This window comes from Nocardioides sp. Z43_10 (assembly GCF_059766615.1).
Window position 1 is genome coordinate 328,100 of the sequence record NZ_JCBAJY010000002.1, and the last position, 16,058, is coordinate 344,157.

Here is a 16,058-nt window from a genome sequence, read left to right on the forward strand (position 1 = left end):
ACCGTGCGCGGGCCTCGTGGCCGGCGTCGTCGCAGGCACGTCGCTCAGGCGACCCGAGGGGCCTGCTTGCGGTGACCCACCATCACCACACCGTCGACGATCCGTACGTCGTAGGCCGGGACCGAGACGCCGGCGTCGTCCAGGCACTGCCCCGAGCGCAGGTCGAAGGCGTTCTTGTGCGTCGGCGAGGCCACGAACGGCACGTCCCCGCGGGTGCCGACGATGCCGCGCGCGAGCACCGAGGCCTTCGCGAACGGGTCGTGGTTGCCGAGCGCGTAGACCTGGTCGTCGGAGGTGCGGAAGATCGCCACGGCCTGGCCGTGGACGAGCGCCGTGGCGCCGCGCTCGACCTCCAGCTCGTCGACCCGGCAGACGGGGTGCCACTCCTCTCGCGAGCTCGCATTGGGACTCATGGTGCTCCTACCGGGATGGTGCTACCGAGATGTACCGACTCGTCGACGTCGACGAAGGACTTCAGCGCCACCCGGTCGTGGCCGGGATGCGGCATGCGATGTCCTTCCTGGTGCGTTGACGGTAGGGGTCGCGTGTGTGGTGGCGGTTTCACCGTGTTACGACCGTGATAACGCGTGCGCACGCGCCGACAGGCCCCCGAGGCCGCCGGGCCGAGCGCCGTCCGGGCTAGCATCACCTCGTGCGTGCCGCCGTCGTCATCCTCGCCGCCGGGTCCGGCACCCGTGTCGGCGCCGACCGCAACAAGGTCCTGCTGCTGCTGCTCGACGCCCCGGTGGTGACGTGGTCGGTGCGCCAGGCGCTGAGCGTGCCCGATGTCGCGCACGTGGTCGTGGTCGCGCGTCCCGGCGAGGAGGAGGACGTGCGCGCGGCGGTCGAGGCGCACATCGGCACCGCCGAGGTCCTCCTGGTCACCGGTGGCGAGTCCCGCCACGCCTCCGAGGCACGCGCGCTGCGGGCGCTGGCCGCGCAGATCGAGGCCGGCGAGATCGACGTGGTGGCCATCCACGACGGGGCCCGCCCGCTGGCCGGGCCCTCGCTGTTCGCCGCGACGCTGCGCGCGGCTCGCGACCACGGCGGCGCGCTGCCCGTCGTACCGCTCGATCAGCTGGTGGGCCGCGACGGCTCCGCAGTGCCGCTGGCCGACGGCGAGGCTCTGGTGGCGGTGCAGACCCCTCAGGCGTTCCGGGCCCGCGACCTGTTGGCTGCCTACGCCGCGGCCGAGGTCACCGGCTTCGAGGGCACCGACACCGCGAGCTGCCTGGAGCGCTGCGGCGGCGTCGAGGGGGCCCCGGTCCGGATCGTCGCGGTCGACGGCAGCCCGCTCAACATCAAGATCACGTTCCCCGAGGACGTCTCCCTGGCCGAGTCGCTGGCCTGACCCACGCTCGCCGGGCCCACGCTCGCCGGGGCCACGCTCGCCGGGGCCTGTGGCTCCCGCCCGGGCGGTTGCCCGGGACTCAGGCGGTGGTCATCGCCTCGAGCAGTCGAAGGTCGTCGGTGGAGCTGATCCGGCGGCCCTGGGCCGGAGCCTGGCTGAAGACGAGCGGGAAGCGCGCGCGCAGCTGGGTCACCAGCGTCGCGAAGTCGAGGGAGGGCAGCGCCTCGAGCGCGGCGACCACGGCGGGCGGCAGCACGATCGGGGAGGCGACCGCGACCAGCTCGGCCCGGTCGAGGGTGCGGCCGACGCTGGGCACCCCCTCCTGGCCGGTGACCACCTTGACCGTGTCGGTGACGGGCCGGACCCCGACCACCACGCACGAGCGCTCCACCGCGAGCTCGAGGCAGTGCTGCAGGAACTCGGCGGGGACCAGGGGGCAGAGCGGGTCGTGGAGCACGAACGGCTCCCCCGACGCCTGCACCTCGCTCCACGGCGTGCCGGTGTCGACGGCGGTGACCCCGGCGTCGCCCAGCGCCCAGGCCGCGCACGCGACCAGGGACTCGCCGTGCACCAGCGCGAAGGGCAGCGAGCCGCGCCCCTCCTCCACCACCGCACCGAGGGCGCTGAGCGGCTCGTCGTCGTACGCCGCGAAGGGCTGCGGCTCGGGCGCATCGTGCGGAGTGGTCATCAAGCAGCCCCAGTCGTTCGTGGTGCGGGTGTCGGGTGGTGCGGGTGGTGCGGGGGTGGAGTCGGTGCGGCCAAGGTAGGCCGACCGGGGACGACGAAGGCCCCCGGGGTCTCCCCCGGGGGCCTCACGTCGTCGATCTCGGACAGCGTCCGAGGATCAGCTCACTCAGGAGGCGAGGACCTCATCGAGGATCGCCTCGGCCTTGTCCTCGTTCGTGCGCTCGGCCAGGGCCAGCTCGGAGACGAGGATCTGTCGCGCCTTGGCCAGCATCCGCTTCTCGCCGGCCGACAGACCACGGTCACGCTCGCGGCGCCAGAGGTCGCGCACGACCTCGGACACCTTCATCACGTCACCGCTGTGCAGCTTCTCGAGGTTGGCCTTGTAGCGCCGCGACCAGTTCGTGGGCTCCTCGACGTGCGCGGCACGGAGGACGTCGAACACGCGGTCGAGACCCTCCTTGTCGACGACGTCGCGGACCCCGACCAGGTCGAGGTTGCAGGCCGGCACGCGGACGACCAGGTCCTGCTGGGCGACGATGCGCAGCACGAGGTACTGCCGGTCCTCACCCTTGATGGTCCGCATCTCGATGTCCTCGATGACTGCGGCCCCGTGATTCGGATAGACAACCGTTTCGCCGACGGTGAAAGTCATATGTCAGGTACCCCTTTCCAGACCACTATGTTAACACGTGATCCGGCTTACGGGGACCGCGTTTCTGCAGGTCAGACGCCCAATCAGGGCTTGACAGATCGCGGGTCGATGTGTTGCCCAACGAATTTGGGGCCGTTCCGGCCGCGCGCGGACAGCCTGTGGACACACTGAGAGACACTCGGAGTTACCCCTGTCCCGACGATTGGGCCGCGCCCCTGTCGTCAGCGCCGGTGTTGGTCGATACTGCACCCATGCCGCCCACCCTGCGCAGGCTGCGACGCAGTCCCTCGACCTCCGATGCCCGCCCACCCGAGGCCAGCGCCCCCGCATCCTCGAGCCCCGAGACGCAGCCGGACAAGACGCAGGACAAGAAGGCCCCCGGCACCCCGCGCCCCGCCGGGAAGCCGGCCGAGCCGGCGTCCGGGGCCCCCGAGCCGGGCCGGCACTTCTCCGGCTTCCGGCACCCGCGGCTGGCGCTGCTGCGGGCCGCCCACCCCCGCCAGGCCGTGCTCACCGCGCTCGCGCTCGCCGTCGCCGCCGCGCTCTCCGGGCGCTCCGGGCGGGAGGTGGGCCTGGTCCTGCTCACCGTGCTGGTGGGCCAGGTGGTGCTGGGCTGGCACAACGACCTCGTCGACCGGGCCCGCGATCGTGCCGACGACGCCCCCCGCAAGCCACTCGCCCACGAGCAGATCGACCCGGGCACGGTGTGGTTCGCGCTCGCCTGCGGGGTGCTGCTGGTCGTCCCACTGGCGGTGGCCAACGGGGTGACGGCCGGCAGCTACTACCTGGGGTCGCTGGCCATCGGCCTGCTCGGCAACCTCGTGCTGCGCGGCACCGTGCTGTCCTGGCTGCCCTGGGCAGCCTCGTTCGCGCTGTACCCCGCCTTCCTCTCCTACGGGGGCTGGGGCGGTCAGGCGACCGGCAGCCCGCCGGAGCCGCTGCTCGTCGTACTGGCCGGGCTGTTGGGCGTGGGCGTCCACTTCCTCAAGGCCCTGCCGGGCCTGGTCGGCGACAACCGGGCCGGGCTGCGCCATCTGCCGCTGCGCATCGCCCTGCGCACCGGGGCGCCGCGCCTGCTGTGGGCCTCGATCGCCTGGACCGCGCTCGTCGTGGCCGGGCTGGTGTGGGCCGGGCTGACGGTAGGCCTCGCACGCTGACCGAGGCGCTCGGCGCTAGGCTGTGTCTGCACCCTGCCTCCCGGCCCTGCCCGACAGGCCGACGACGACCGCGAAGGTATCGAAGACCACGATGATCACCCGACGCAGCCTCGCGCTGGCCACCGGCGCCCTGGCGCTCGCCGTTCCGACCCTCTCCTCCTGCGGTTTCGACTACGCCACCGACCAGGTGTACACGCCGGCCCACGGGGTCAACGACCGCGACGGCGACGTCGACGTGCTGGGCGCGGTCATCGTGGCCAGCGACGACGACTCCGGCACCTTCATCGCCAGCTTCGCGAACAACTCCCCCACCGAGGAGGCCTCCGTGACCTCCTTCGCCGGCGCCGGCGACGACTCGTCCCTGACCGCACCGAGCTTCAAGCCGATCGAGATCCCCGCGGGCGGCTTCGTCTCGCTCTCGCAGGAGGGTGGCATCGAGGTCGAGGGCGACTTCAGCCACGGTGACTTCGTCGAGATCGTGCTCGAGTTCGGCAACGGCGAGAAGAGCGAGATCAAGATCCCCGTGGTCCCGAACGCCGGGGACTTCGCCGACCTCGACGGCCCCGCCCCGGCTGTCAGCGAGACGCCCGAGACCGAGAGCGAGACCGAGGACCACTGATGACCTACACCCTCATCCTCCTGCGCCACGGCGAGAGCGACTGGAACGCCAAGAACCTCTTCACCGGCTGGGTCGACGTCGACCTCACCGAGAAGGGCCGCCAGGAGGCCGCGAACGGCGGCGTGCTGATGCGCGAGGCCGACCTGCTCCCCGACGTGGTCCACACCTCGTTGCAGCGCCGCGCGATCACCACCGCGAACCTGGCCCTCGATGTCGCCGACCGGCACTGGATCCCGGTGCGCCGCTCCTGGCGCCTCAACGAGCGCCACTACGGCGCCCTGCAGGGCAAGAACAAGAAGGAGACCCTGGAGGAGTACGGCGAGGAGCAGTTCATGCTCTGGCGCCGCAGCTTCGACGTGCCGCCGCCGCCGCTGGACGACGCCAGCGAGTTCTCCCCGGCCCACCTGCCGCAGTACGCCGACCTCGGCGACGAGCTGCCGCGCAGCGAGTGCCTCAAGGACGTCATCGCCCGGATGCTGCCCTACTGGGAGTCCGGCATCGTCCCCGACCTGCGCGCGGGCAAGACGGTCCTGGTGGCCGCGCACGGCAACAGCCTGCGCGCAGTGGTCAAGCACCTCGACGGCATCAGCGACGCCGACATCGCCGGGCTGAACATCCCCACCGGCATGCCGCTGGTCTACCGCCTCGACAGCGACCTCAAGCCCACCGTCCCCGGTGGCGAGTACCTGGACCCGGAGACCGCCGCCGCCGCGGCCGCGGCCGTCGCCAACCAGGGGCGCTGAGCCTGCGCCTCGGCGGCGTCCCACCCCTCGCCGTTTGGTCCCCAACGGAGCGATTTCTCACGGAATCACCTCCGTTGGGGACCAAACGGCGGGGGTTTCTTCGCTTCCCGGCCCCGGCGACTCAGACGTCGGCGAGGTACGGCGCCTCGCCGGTGACCACGAACACCACCCGGTTGGCGACCGACACGGCGTGGTCGGCGATGCGCTCGTAGTAGCGGCCCAGCAGGGCGATGTCGACCGCCGCCTCGACGCCGTGGCTCCAGTCCGCGGAGAGCAGCTCGCTGAAGCTGGTACGTCGCAGCCGGTCCATCTCCTCGTCGACGACGCTCAGCTCCCGCGCCCCCTCGACGTCGCGCTCGGAGATGATCCGGGCGATCTCCTCGACCATCGTCTCCGCGACCGTGGCCATCCGGCCGATCAGCGGTCGCAGCTCCTCGGGCACGGCGACGTGGGGCACCCGCAGCCGGGCGATCTTCGCCACGTGCACCGACAGGTCCCCCATCCGCTCCAGGTCGGCGACCATCCGCAGCGCCGCCACGATCGTGCGCAGGTCCCCGGCGACCGGCTGCTGCAGGGAGAGCAGCGCGAAGGCCCGGTCCTCGAGCCGCTCGCGGGCAAGGTCGATCTCGGCGTCGCCGGTGATGACGCCCTCGGCAAGGCCGGCATCACCCTCCAACAGGGCCGCGGTGGCGCGCCGTACGGCGAGCCCCACGGTGGTCGCGATCTGGTGCAGATCGCCGAACATGGAATCGAGCTGGTCGGTGTAGGCCTCGCGCATGCGGCGACCCTAGGCCGCGCCGGTGACGCCAGGGAGCGGTGAGATGAACGCACGATGAACACTCCCGCAGCCCCTCGGCCCGGCCCGGACCCGCCTGCGCGACTGCGTAACATTCAGCCCGTGGACCCGACGACGCAGGCGCTGCTGGCCGCCATCCTCGGGGCCGTCGTCGCCGGCAGCGCGGTCCTCGCCTGGCACGTCAGCGAACGTCAGCAGCGTCGCCTCCCCGAGCTGGAGGAGCCGATCGTCTCCGCAGACGTGCGCACCGTGCTCTCGGTGCTGCGCAGCAGTGCCGTCGTCCTCGACACCGACGACGTCGTGCGCAAGGCCTCGGCCCCGGCGTACGCGCTCGGTCTGGTCCGCGGGGCCCGGCTCGTCCACGAGGAGCTGGCCGAGCTGGTCCACCAGGTCCGCCGCGACGGCCAGATCCGCGAGTCCGACCTCGTCATCGCCGGCGGCCTCGGCGTGCCGCAGCGCCACGTCAGCGCCCGGGTCGCCCCACTGAGCTCGCGGCTGGTGCTGGTCCTGGTCGAGGACCGGACCCGCGAACACCGCATCGAGGCGGTCCGGCGCGACTTCGTCGCCAACGTCAGCCATGAGCTCAAGACCCCGGTGGGCGCCATCAAGCTGCTGGCCGAGGCCGTCGACGAGGCGGCCGAGGACCCCGAGGCGGTACGCCGCTTCGCGGGGCGGATGGTCACCGAGAGCGACCGGCTGACCATGCTCGTCCAGCAGGTCATCGAGCTGTCCCGGCTCCAGGCCGACGACCCGCTCGAGACCACCCAGCCGGTGCCGGTGTACGAGGTCCTGGCGCGGGCGGTGGACGCCAGCTCCACCGACGCAGGCTCGCGCGGCATCGCCGTGGTGACCGACGCGCCCGAGGACCTGATGGTGCTCGGCAGCCCCGACCAGATCGCGCTGGCGGTGAGCAACCTGGTGGCCAACGCGGTGACCTACTCCCCCGCCGGCTCGACCGTCGCGGTGGGCGCGCGCGGCACCGACGGCGAGGTGGAGATCTCCGTGGTCGACCAGGGCATCGGCATCTCCCCCGACGACCTCGAGCGCATCTTCGAGCGCTTCTACCGCGTCGACCCGGCCCGGCGTCGCTCCACCGGCGGCACCGGGCTCGGCCTCTCGATCGTCAAGCACGTCGCCTCCACCCACGGCGGGGAGGTCCGGGTCTGGTCGGTCGAGGGCCAGGGGTCTACGTTCAGCCTGACCCTTCCCCGACCGGCCCAGGAGACAACACTGTGACGCGGGTACTCGTCGTCGAGGACGAGGAGAGCTACGGCGACGCGCTCTCCTACATGCTGCGCAAGGAGGGGTTCGAGGTCGCTCTCGCCACCACCGGCCCCGAGGCGCTCAGCGAGTTCGAGCGGCACGGCGCCGACATCGTGCTGCTGGACCTGATGCTGCCCGGCCTCTCGGGCACCGAGGTGTGTCGACGGATCCGCGCCACCTCGCACGTGCCGGTGATCATGGTGACCGCCAAGGACGACGAGATCGACAAGGTGGTCGGGCTCGAGCTGGGCGCCGACGACTACGTCACCAAGCCCTACTCCCCGCGTGAGCTGGTCGCCCGGATCCGGGCCGTCCTGCGGCGCGGCGGCGAGCCTGACCAGGAGCCGGCCGCCCTCGAGGCGGGGCCGGTGCGGATGGACGTGGAGCGGCACAAGGTGACCGTCGACGGTGCCGAGCAGCGTTTCCCGCTCAAGGAGTTCGAGCTGCTCGAGATGTTCCTGCGCAACCCCGGCCGGGTGCTCACCCGGGGACAGCTCATCGAACGGGTCTGGGGTGCCGACTACGTGGGCGACACCAAGACTCTCGACGTGCACGTCAAGCGGCTGCGCGCCAAGCTCGAGCCGGAGCCGTCCGTGCCGCGCTACCTCGTCACCGTGCGGGGACTGGGCTACAAGTTCGAGGTGTAGCGCGCCCGGCCCGGCCGACCCGGCCCGCGTCGTACCCACGGGGAACTGGCAGCACCTCGCGTATCGACGTCCGGAAACCGCGTGTCGGGCGGCTCGCGCGCGACCTAGGCTCCGTGGGGTGACTCTGACCCGTACCGGTACCGGCCACGCGACGGCACCCACGCGCGCGTGGCTGCCCGTGGCTGCCGCGACGGTGACGCTGGTCTTCTGGGCCTCGGCGTTCGTCGCGATTCGCCACCTGGGCAGCGACGTACCGCCCGGAGCGCTGTCGCTGGGCCGGCTGCTGGTCGCCGCCGTCGTGCTCGCCGCCCTGCTCGCCCGGCGACCGCGCACCTGGCCCGAACGACGCGACTGGCCACTGCTGGTGCTGTGCGGGGTCGCCTGGCTGGGTGTCTACAACCTGGCCCTCAACGAGTCCGAGCGCCGCATCGACGCCGGCACCGCGGCGCTGATCGTCCAGGTCGGCCCGATCATCGTGGCGCTGCTGGCGACCGTGTTCCTCGGCGAGCGGCTCACCCGGTGGCTGGTCATCGGCATGGTGGTGGGCTTCGCCGGCGTGCTGATCATCGCCCGCGGCTCGGCCGGTCACGCCGACGGCGACGTGGTCGGGGTGCTGCTCGCCGCCGTCGCCGCGGTGACGTACGGCGTGGGCGTGCTGGCCCAGAAGCCGCTGCTCGCGCGCCTCCCACCGTTGGAGGTGACGTTCCTGGCCACCGTCATCGGCGCCGCGGTCTGCCTGCCCTGGGCCGGGCAGCTCGTCGAGGTGACCCGCGAGGCGTCGGCGTCCACGCTGCTGTGGATCGTCTACCTCGGGGTCTTCCCGACGGCGATCGCGTTCACCACCTGGGCCTATGCGCTGGCGCGCACCGACGCCGGCAAGATGGCGCTGACGACGTTCCTGGTGCCGCTGCTGGCCACGCTGATGGCGTGGGCCGCGCTCGACGAGGTGCCGCCGGCGCTGGCGTTCCTGGGCGGCGCGCTGTGCATCGGCGGCGTCCTGCTCACCCGCCGCTCCGCCCGCCCGCGCCCGGCCCAGGCGGCGCCCGAGGACGTCGTACCGGGCTGAGCGCGCGGGCCTGAAGCGGGCGGGCCTGATGCGGGGCGAGCCGTCACTGGCGCCGCGACACGCCGCGCAGAAGGTCGAGGGAGTGACGGGTCGCGGGGGTGGGGGGAGGCTGGGGCTGGGGGCTGGGGGTCAGGGGGTGGGCTGGGGGGCCTCGTCGCCGGCCTCGAGCCAGCCGCGGAAGGCCTCGAGGTTGCGGGTCGACTCGCCACGCAGCTTGCGCCACTCCCACTCCTTGCGGATGGAGGAGGCGAAGCCGAGCTCGAGGATGGCGTTGAACGAGTCGTCGGCGTACGACAGCACCGCGCCGACCAGCCGGTCCAGCTCCTCGGGGGTGATCGAGGCGAGCGGGAGCCGGGCGTCGAGGTAGATGTCGCCCAGCCGGTCGACCGCGAACGCGACGGCGTAGAGCCGCAGGTTGCGCTCGAGCAGCCAGCGGTAGACGCGCTCGTGGTTCTCGTCGGGCTTGCGGCACACGAAGGCGTGCACCCCGAGGGCGTGCGGGCCCACGTCGAGGCGCATCGGCACCTGCAGCTTCTTCTCCCCCGGCACGGTCAGCGTGAAGACGCCCTCGGAGGGCTCCTGGTGCTCGATCTCGGCTGCGCTCAGGTAGTCGCGGACCACCTGGACCTGTTCGGCGCTCACGACGCGACCTCCTGCTTCATCTGGGCTCGCGCCCGACGGTAGACCGCGAGCGTGCGCTCGGCGGTCGCCTCCCAGGCGAACTGGGACGCCTGGCGCACGGCGCCCTCGCACAGCCGCGCGTGCAGGCCCTCGTCCTCGAGCACCCGGCGCAGCGCGGCGGCCCAGTCGCGGGGCTCGTGCCCCTCGACCAGCAGCCCGCTGTGGCCGTCGCGCACGACGGTGGTGAGGCCCCCCACCGCGGCGGCGACGACCGGGGTGCCGGTGGCCTGGGCCTCGGCGGCGACCAGGCCGAAGGACTCGTTGTAGGACGGTACGGCGACCAGGGTCGCGGCCGCGCACCAGCGGGCCAGCTCGTCCTGGGCGACCGGCGGGACGAACCGGACCACGTCGTGCAGGCCGAGCTCGTCGGCGAGCTGGGCCAGCGACTCGGGATGCTCCAGACCGCTGCCGGAGGGGCCGCCCACGATCGGCACCACCAGGCGCGAGCGCAGCGCCGGGGACTGCTCGATGAGCACCGCGACCGCCCTCAGCAGCACGTCGGGGGCCTTGAGGGGCTGGATGCGGCCGGCGAAGAGCAGCACGTGCGCGTCGGCCGGCAGGCCCAGGCCGGCGCGTGCTCGGGTGCGGTCGAGGGGCCGGAAGACGTCGAGGTCGACGCCGGGGTGGACGACCTCGACCCGCGCCGGCTCCGCGTCGTACAGGTTGATCAGCTGCTTGGCCTCGAGGTCGGTGTTGGCGATGAGCATGTCGGCGGCCTCGACCACCTGCTCCTCCCCGATCAGCCGGGCGGCGGGCTCGGGGACGTCGCCGGCGGCGAGCGCCTCGTTCTTGACCTTCGCCATCGTGTGCATCGTGTGCACCAGCGGCACGCCCCAGCGGTCGCGGGCCAGCGCACCGACCTGCCCGGAGAGCCAGTAGTGGGAGTGCACGGCGTCGTAGTGGCCGAGCGGCTGGGCGGCCTCGGCACGCAGCACCTCGCGGGCGAACACGCACAGCTGGCCGGGCAGCTCCGCCTTGCCCAGGCCCTCGAAGGGGCCGGCGTGGATGTGGCGCACCAGGATCCCGTCCTCGACCTGCACCAGCGGCGGCAGCCGCGAGGACGTCGCGCGGGTGAAGATGTCGACGGCGATCCCGCGCTGGGCCAGTCGCCGGGAGAGCTCGAGGACGTAGACGTTCATCCCGCCGGCGTCGCCGGTGCCGGGCTGGTCCAGGGGTGAGGTGTGCAGGCTGATCATCGCCACCCGGGAGACGTCGCCGGACATCTGCTCACCGCGGACGGAGAGGGTGGGCTCGCTGCCCCGGCGCACTCGCGCAAGCTTCACGTGATCCCTTCCGTCGCTCCTGCGGGATCGAGTCCCGCAGTCTGAACCACGGAGGATTCTCCTGGATTCCCCAAGCGCGCGCCTCAGCGGGCATGGCTTCCGCGCGGCGCCCGCCGCGAGGGCGGCGCCGCCCGGCGCCCCCGCCGCTCGGCGGGAGCCGCGGTCCCGGCCCACCACAGGCAGGCCAGCGCGACCAGCGCACCCGCGAAGGCGTCGACGACGTGCGCGTCGGCGAGGCCGCCGTCCGCGACCGGGCGCACCAGCGCGAACACCGACCAGACCAGGAGCGGGAGCGCCGCCCCCACGACGACACGCAGCCACAGCGGCGCCCGGCGCACCATCGCGACCCCGATCCCGGCCAGCGCCACCGCGAGCAGGACCAGACCGGCCCAGTAGAGCCCGTCGAGCTGGCCCGCGGTGGTGCGCTCACCGCGCGACAGCGCCGAGCGGGCGATCCAGGCTCCGGCGCCCAGAACGCCGGCGATGCCCACGGTGCTCCTCAGAGTCATGGGGTGACACTCCCAAAGACAACCCGAAGAGACAACGGGGGTTGACACACCGTGGACGACTCCCACCTCGCGGCGCCCCGACCGAGGGCCGGCGTGCCCCGGGCGCACCGGTGACCCGCCCCACTGCGGCGCGCGAATACGTGGGTGTCGCCGCGCGGTCACCGCGTCGATGCAACACTGATCCCGTGCAGACCATCGGACTCATCGGCGGCATGAGCTGGGAAAGCAGTGCCGTCTACTACCGCGACCTGAACCTCGGTGTGGAGAAGCGACTCGGCGGCTACTCCTCCGCCAAGAGCGTGCTGTCCTCCGTGGACTTCGCCGAGGTGACCTCCCTGCAGCGCGAGGAGCGGTGGGACGACCTCGCCGAGGTCGTCGCCGAGGCCGCCCGCGGCGTCGAGCGGGCGGGAGCGGACTTCCTCCTGCTGTGCACGACGACCTTCCACCGGGTCGCCGACCAGGTGGCGGCCGCCGTGGACATCCCGCTGCTCCACCTCGCCGACGTGATCGCCGAGGCGTGCAAGCGCGAGGGGCTCAGCTCCGTCGGGTTCCTGGGTACGGCGTTCTCGATGGCCGACGGCTTCTTCACCGACCGCATCGCCTCCCACGGCCTGCAGGTGGTCGTACCCGACCCCGACCAGCACGAGCGGGTCGACCGGATCATCTACGACGAGCTGGTCCACGGCCGGGTCCTGGACGCCTCGCGTCGCGAGATCGTCAAGCTCGTCGACCAGCTCTGGGACAAGGGAGCCGGCGGCGTCGTCCTCGGCTGCACCGAGCTCGAGCTCCTGGTCAAGCAGGCCGACGTGGAGCTCCCGCTCTTCCCGAGCACGGCCCTGCACGTCTCGGCTGCGCTCGACCGCGCCCTGGGCTGAGGCGTACGGGGGTCGTCGGCGCCTCAACCCGTCGCCGTTTGGTCCCCAACGGGAGCGAAAACCGGCATCCGGCATCCGTTTCCGCCCAATCGGCGACCCCACCGTCCCCGAGACACCGAATCACCCTCCGTTGGGGACCAAACGGCGACGAAAACCGGCGCCAGCCATCCGTCTCCGCCCAATCGGCGACCCCACCGTCCCCCGCCCCACCACCCCGCCCCACTCCCGCGGCACCGACTACGGCGCCGACTCGTCGGGTAGCGCCAACGAGGCCAGGCGCCGGAGGTCGTCGGTGAGGTGCTGCTCGCCGACCGCGACCGTGTGGTCGTCGAGGACGAACGAGTAGACGTAGCGGTCGGGGTGCGCGGGGGTCTGGATGAGGCCGGTGAGCTCGACGCGGCCGAGCAGGTCGCGGGCCTCGGCGACCCGAGGATCGTCACCGTCGAGGTCGAGGCGTCCCGCGGTGGTCTGCCCGACGAAGCCGCCCGAGCGCCGCACTTCGAGCACATGGGCGGCGGCGACCTGTCCGGCGCCGTCGACCGGGGCCGTGGGCGCGCCGGACCGGGACGGCTCGACCGCCTGCCCACCGGGCACCGCCGCCCCCGCGGGCACCACTCCCACCTGCGCCCAGGCCGACGCGACCGCCTCCCGATGCGCGCCCGCCACCGCGAGCGTCGCGGCGGCGAACGACGCGAAGCCGGTGCCGGGGCCGACCTCGCCGGAGGTCAACGCGTCGTACCAGACCCTGCCGGCGCCGTCCCACGACGAGCCGCCGATCGCCACCGCCGCCAGCTGGAAGGCGCGGTTGGGGATGCCGGAGTTGAGGTGCACTCCGCCGTTGTCGTCCTGGGTCTCCACGTAGTCGTCGAGGTGGCCGACCTGCGGGTCGCGCCCCAGCACCGGGTCGTCGTACGCCGTGCCGGGCGCGGCCAGGTCGCGCAGGCCGCGGGCCCGCACCCCCGGCAGGAACAGCCCCTCTCCGATCAGCCAGTCGCCCTCGGCCGCCTGCTGCCCGAGCAGGCGCTGCTTGAGGCAGGAGGCGAACGCGTCGGACAGCGACTCGTTCAGGGCGCCGGGCTGGTCCTGGTAGGCCAGGTCCGCGGCGTGCTGGACCACGCCGTGCCCGAACTCGTGGGCGAGCACGTCGACCGGCTTGGTGAACCGCTCGAAGACCCGGCCGTCGCCGTCGCCGAAGACCAGCTGGGTGCCGTCCCAGAAGGCGTTGGCGTAGTCGCGGCCGTAGTGGACGGTGAGGCTCACCGGTGCGCCGCGGCCGTCGTAGGAGTCCCGCCCCCACACCTCGGCGAAGAGCGCGAGCGTGGCGGCGATGCCGGCCGCCGCCTCGTCGACCGCCGCGTCCCCGCTCGCCGGCTCCCCCGCGGCCCGCGCCGGCATCCCCGGCAGGGCGGTGCCGCCGCCCGCGGTGTGCACCGTCCACGCGGGCGCCTGCGCTGCCACCAGCAGCTCCGGGGGCGCGTCCCGGGCGGTGCGGGCGGCGCGCAGCTGCTCGTCGAGCACCAGCGTCTCGCGGCACGGGTCCGCCGCGGCGAGGGCGGACGACTCCTCGGCGCAGGCGGCGGCGATGTGCTCCAGGAGATAGGACGGCACGAACTGGCAGCTCATGGGGCCACCCTCCGCCCCACCACCGACACTGCGCAACGGTCCGAGGGCGATCGGGGTTTCGGAGCCTGTGGGGCTCGGCGACTAGACTGCTACGGGCCCCGCTGGGCCCTCCATAGAAGCCCTACAGAACGGCGCCGCTCACCCATGTCTGGAACCACCGCACGCAACGACCTCAGGAACGTCGCCATCGTCGCGCACGTCGACCACGGCAAGACCACCCTGGTGGACGCGATGCTGCGCCAGGCCGGGGCCTTCTCCGCCCACCAGGCCGAGAGCGTCGCCGAGCGCGTCATGGACTCCGGCGACCTCGAGCGCGAGAAGGGCATCACGATCCTCGCGAAGAACACCGCGGTGCACTACGCCGGCCCGGCCGCCGACGGCAAGCCGATGGTCATCAACATCATCGACACCCCCGGCCACGCCGACTTCGGTGGCGAGGTGGAGCGCGGCCTGTCGATGGTCGACGGCATCGTGCTGCTCGTCGACGCCTCCGAGGGCCCGCTGCCGCAGACCCGGTTCGTGCTGCGCAAGGCGCTCAACGCCGACATGCCGGTGGTCCTGGTCGTCAACAAGACCGACCGCAGCGACGCCCGGATCGCCGAGGTCGTCGACGAGACCTACGAGCTCTTCATGGACCTGCTCGACGAGTCGCACAGCCAGGACGCCCTCGACTTCCCGGTGGTCTACGCCTCCGGTCGCGCCGGTGTCGCCGGCCTGGAGCAGCCCGAGAACGGCGCGCTGCCCGACTCCCCCGACCTCGAGCCGCTCTTCAAGACGATCCTCGACACCATCCCGCCGCCGATGTACAACGAGGGCGCCCCGCTGCAGGCCCACGTCACCAACCTCGACGCCTCGCCGTTCCTGGGTCGTCTCGCGCTGGTCCGCGTCCACCAGGGCACCCTGCGCAAGGGCCAGAACGTCGCCTGGATGCGCACCGACGGCACCGTCAAGACCGTGAAGATCACCGAGCTGCTGGTCACCGAGGGCCTCGAGCGGGTCCCCGGCACCGAGGCCGGCCCCGGCGACATCGTCGCCATCGCCGGCATCCCGGAGATCATGATCGGCGAGACCCTGGCCGACCCGGAGAACCCGATCGCGCTGCCGCTGATCTCGGTCGACGAGCCCGCCATCTCGATGACCATCGGCACCAACACCTCGCCGCTGGTCGGCCGGGTCAAGGGCTCCAAGGTCACCGCCCGCCTGGTCAAGGACCGCCTCGACTCCGAGCTGGTCGGCAACGTGTCGCTGCGCGTGCTGCCCACCGAGCGTCCCGACGCCTGGGAGGTCCAGGGCCGTGGCGAGCTGGCGCTGGCCATCCTGGTCGAGCAGATGCGCCGCGAGGGCTTCGAGCTGACCGTGGGCAAGCCCCAGGTGGTCACCAAGGAGGTCAACGGCAAGGTCCACGAGCCCGTGGAGCGCCTCACCATCGACGCCCCTGAGGAGTACCTCGGCGCGATCACCGAGCTGCTCGCCGCCCGTAAGGGCCGCATGGAGCAGATGACCAACCACGGCACCGGCTGGGTCCGGATGGAGTTCCTGGTTCCGGCCCGCGGCCTGATCGGCTTCCGCACCGAGTTCCTCACCGAGACCCGCGGCACCGGCATCGCCCACCACATCTTCGAAAAGTACGAGCCGTGGGCCGGCGAGATCCGCTCGCGCAACAACGGCTCGCTGGTGGCCGACCGCAAGGGCGCCGCCACGGCGTACGCGATGACCAACCTGCAGGAGCGCGGCGTGATGTTCGTCGAGCCCACCACCGAGGTCTACGAGGGCATGATCGTCGGCGAGAACTCCCGCGCCGACGACATGGACGTCAACATCACCAAGGAGAAGCAGCAGACCAACATCCGCTCGGCCACCTCCGACAACTTCGAGAAGCTGATCCCGCCGAAGAAGCTGTCGCTGGAGCAGTGCCTGGAGTTCTGCCGCGACGACGAGTGCGTCGAGGTGACCCCGGAGATGGTCCGCATCCGCAAGGTGGTGCTGGACGCCAACGAGCGCGCCAAGACCGCCTCGCGCGCCCGCAAGGCCAACAAGTAGGAACCCGCTGCACCGCACCCCCGCGAGCCGGTGGCCGCGCCGGACATCCTCCGGCCGGCCACCGGC

17 protein-coding genes are annotated in these 16,058 nt (G+C 72.5%); 9 read left to right on the plus strand and 8 right to left on the minus strand.

The genetic code is table 11. The features are described 5' to 3' along the window. Nucleotides 1-44: 44 nt before the first annotated feature. The gene (gene nirD / locus AC6EI4_RS04815; RefSeq protein WP_498424059.1) at nucleotides 45-413 is read right to left on the minus strand and encodes a nitrite reductase small subunit NirD; all 369 of its coding nucleotides are present in this window, start codon (nucleotides 411-413) and stop codon (nucleotides 45-47) included. Nucleotides 414-652: 239 nt separating this feature from the next. Between nirD and AC6EI4_RS04820 the strand changes: the two genes are divergently transcribed. Beyond that, nucleotides 653-1,351: an IspD/TarI family cytidylyltransferase gene (locus AC6EI4_RS04820; RefSeq protein ID WP_498450728.1), complete on the plus strand. Its 699-nt coding sequence runs from the start codon at nucleotides 653-655 to the stop codon at nucleotides 1,349-1,351. A gap of 79 nt (nucleotides 1,352-1,430) precedes the next feature. Here AC6EI4_RS04820 and AC6EI4_RS04825 read toward each other — a convergent pair whose 3' ends face one another. Together AC6EI4_RS04825 and AC6EI4_RS04830 are read right to left on the minus strand one after the other, a co-directional pair. Beyond that, nucleotides 1,431-2,039 carry a 2-C-methyl-D-erythritol 4-phosphate cytidylyltransferase gene (locus AC6EI4_RS04825; RefSeq protein ID WP_498450729.1) on the minus strand — a complete coding sequence of 203 codons (609 nt, stop codon included), beginning with the start codon at nucleotides 2,037-2,039 and terminating at the stop codon, nucleotides 1,431-1,433. A 165-nt stretch (nucleotides 2,040-2,204) separates the two neighbouring features. Beyond that, nucleotides 2,205-2,690: a CarD family transcriptional regulator gene (locus AC6EI4_RS04830; protein ID WP_498424065.1), complete on the minus strand. Its 486-nt coding sequence runs from the start codon at nucleotides 2,688-2,690 to the stop codon at nucleotides 2,205-2,207. Between the two features lie 251 nt (nucleotides 2,691-2,941). Here AC6EI4_RS04830 and AC6EI4_RS04835 point away from each other — a divergent pair, with 251 nt between their 5' ends. From AC6EI4_RS04835 to AC6EI4_RS04845, 3 genes are all read left to right on the plus strand, one after another. Then, nucleotides 2,942-3,847, plus strand: a complete 906-nt coding sequence (locus AC6EI4_RS04835; protein WP_498424066.1) for a UbiA family prenyltransferase — start codon at nucleotides 2,942-2,944, stop codon at nucleotides 3,845-3,847. Nucleotides 3,848-3,938: 91 nt separating this feature from the next. After that, complete coding sequence (locus AC6EI4_RS04840) at nucleotides 3,939-4,466, plus strand: copper chaperone PCu(A)C (protein ID WP_498450730.1); 528 nt, start codon at nucleotides 3,939-3,941, stop codon at nucleotides 4,464-4,466. Further along, a complete protein-coding gene (locus tag AC6EI4_RS04845; protein ID WP_498450731.1) occupies nucleotides 4,466-5,209 on the plus strand; it encodes a phosphoglyceromutase in 744 nt (247 codons plus the stop codon). Before AC6EI4_RS04840 ends, AC6EI4_RS04845 begins: the two co-directional genes overlap by 1 nt. A gap of 121 nt (nucleotides 5,210-5,330) precedes the next feature. Here AC6EI4_RS04845 and phoU read toward each other — a convergent pair whose 3' ends face one another. Next, entirely contained in the window at nucleotides 5,331-5,987 is a 657-nt protein-coding gene (gene phoU / locus AC6EI4_RS04850) for a phosphate signaling complex protein PhoU (RefSeq protein ID WP_498424071.1), read from the minus strand. Between the two features lie 120 nt (nucleotides 5,988-6,107). Between phoU and AC6EI4_RS04855 the strand changes: the two genes are divergently transcribed. From AC6EI4_RS04855 to AC6EI4_RS04865, 3 genes are all read left to right on the plus strand, one after another. After that, nucleotides 6,108-7,241 (plus strand): sensor histidine kinase, encoded by a 1,134-nt coding sequence (locus AC6EI4_RS04855; RefSeq protein ID WP_498424072.1) that lies wholly within the window; start codon nucleotides 6,108-6,110, stop codon nucleotides 7,239-7,241. After that, nucleotides 7,238-7,915: a response regulator gene (locus tag AC6EI4_RS04860; RefSeq protein ID WP_498424073.1), complete on the plus strand. Its 678-nt coding sequence runs from the start codon at nucleotides 7,238-7,240 to the stop codon at nucleotides 7,913-7,915. Before AC6EI4_RS04855 ends, AC6EI4_RS04860 begins: the two co-directional genes overlap by 4 nt. Before the next feature lie 118 nt (nucleotides 7,916-8,033). Then, complete coding sequence (locus tag AC6EI4_RS04865; protein ID WP_498424074.1) at nucleotides 8,034-8,981, plus strand: DMT family transporter; 948 nt, start codon at nucleotides 8,034-8,036, stop codon at nucleotides 8,979-8,981. Nucleotides 8,982-9,110: 129 nt separating this feature from the next. On the opposite strand, the gene AC6EI4_RS04870 is transcribed toward AC6EI4_RS04865, so the two are convergent. The 3 genes from AC6EI4_RS04870 to AC6EI4_RS04880 form a co-directional block, all read right to left on the minus strand. After that, entirely contained in the window at nucleotides 9,111-9,623 is a 513-nt protein-coding gene (locus tag AC6EI4_RS04870; RefSeq protein WP_498424075.1) for a type III secretion system chaperone family protein, read from the minus strand. Further along, nucleotides 9,620-10,945 carry a D-inositol-3-phosphate glycosyltransferase gene (gene mshA, locus AC6EI4_RS04875; RefSeq protein WP_498450732.1) on the minus strand — a complete coding sequence of 442 codons (1,326 nt, stop codon included), beginning with the start codon at nucleotides 10,943-10,945 and terminating at the stop codon, nucleotides 9,620-9,622. The genes AC6EI4_RS04870 and mshA overlap by 4 nt, the downstream gene beginning before the upstream one ends. Nucleotides 10,946-11,028: 83 nt before the next feature. Then, the gene (locus AC6EI4_RS04880) at nucleotides 11,029-11,454 is read right to left on the minus strand and encodes a hypothetical protein (protein WP_498450733.1); all 426 of its coding nucleotides are present in this window, start codon (nucleotides 11,452-11,454) and stop codon (nucleotides 11,029-11,031) included. 185 nt (nucleotides 11,455-11,639) lie between these two features. Between AC6EI4_RS04880 and AC6EI4_RS04885 the strand changes: the two genes are divergently transcribed. Further along, nucleotides 11,640-12,329 carry an aspartate/glutamate racemase family protein gene (locus AC6EI4_RS04885; RefSeq protein ID WP_498450734.1) on the plus strand — a complete coding sequence of 230 codons (690 nt, stop codon included), beginning with the start codon at nucleotides 11,640-11,642 and terminating at the stop codon, nucleotides 12,327-12,329. Nucleotides 12,330-12,566: 237 nt separating this feature from the next. Here the strand turns inward: AC6EI4_RS04885 and AC6EI4_RS04890 are convergent, their stop codons facing one another. After that, on the minus strand, nucleotides 12,567-13,952 hold the full coding sequence (locus tag AC6EI4_RS04890) for a protealysin inhibitor emfourin (protein ID WP_498450735.1): 1,386 nt from the start codon (nucleotides 13,950-13,952) through the stop codon (nucleotides 12,567-12,569). A 144-nt stretch (nucleotides 13,953-14,096) separates the two neighbouring features. On the opposite strand from AC6EI4_RS04890, the gene typA reads away from it, so the two are divergent. Beyond that, on the plus strand, nucleotides 14,097-15,992 hold the full coding sequence (gene typA, locus AC6EI4_RS04895) for a translational GTPase TypA (RefSeq protein WP_498424081.1): 1,896 nt from the start codon (nucleotides 14,097-14,099) through the stop codon (nucleotides 15,990-15,992). Nucleotides 15,993-16,058 lie beyond the last annotated feature (66 nt).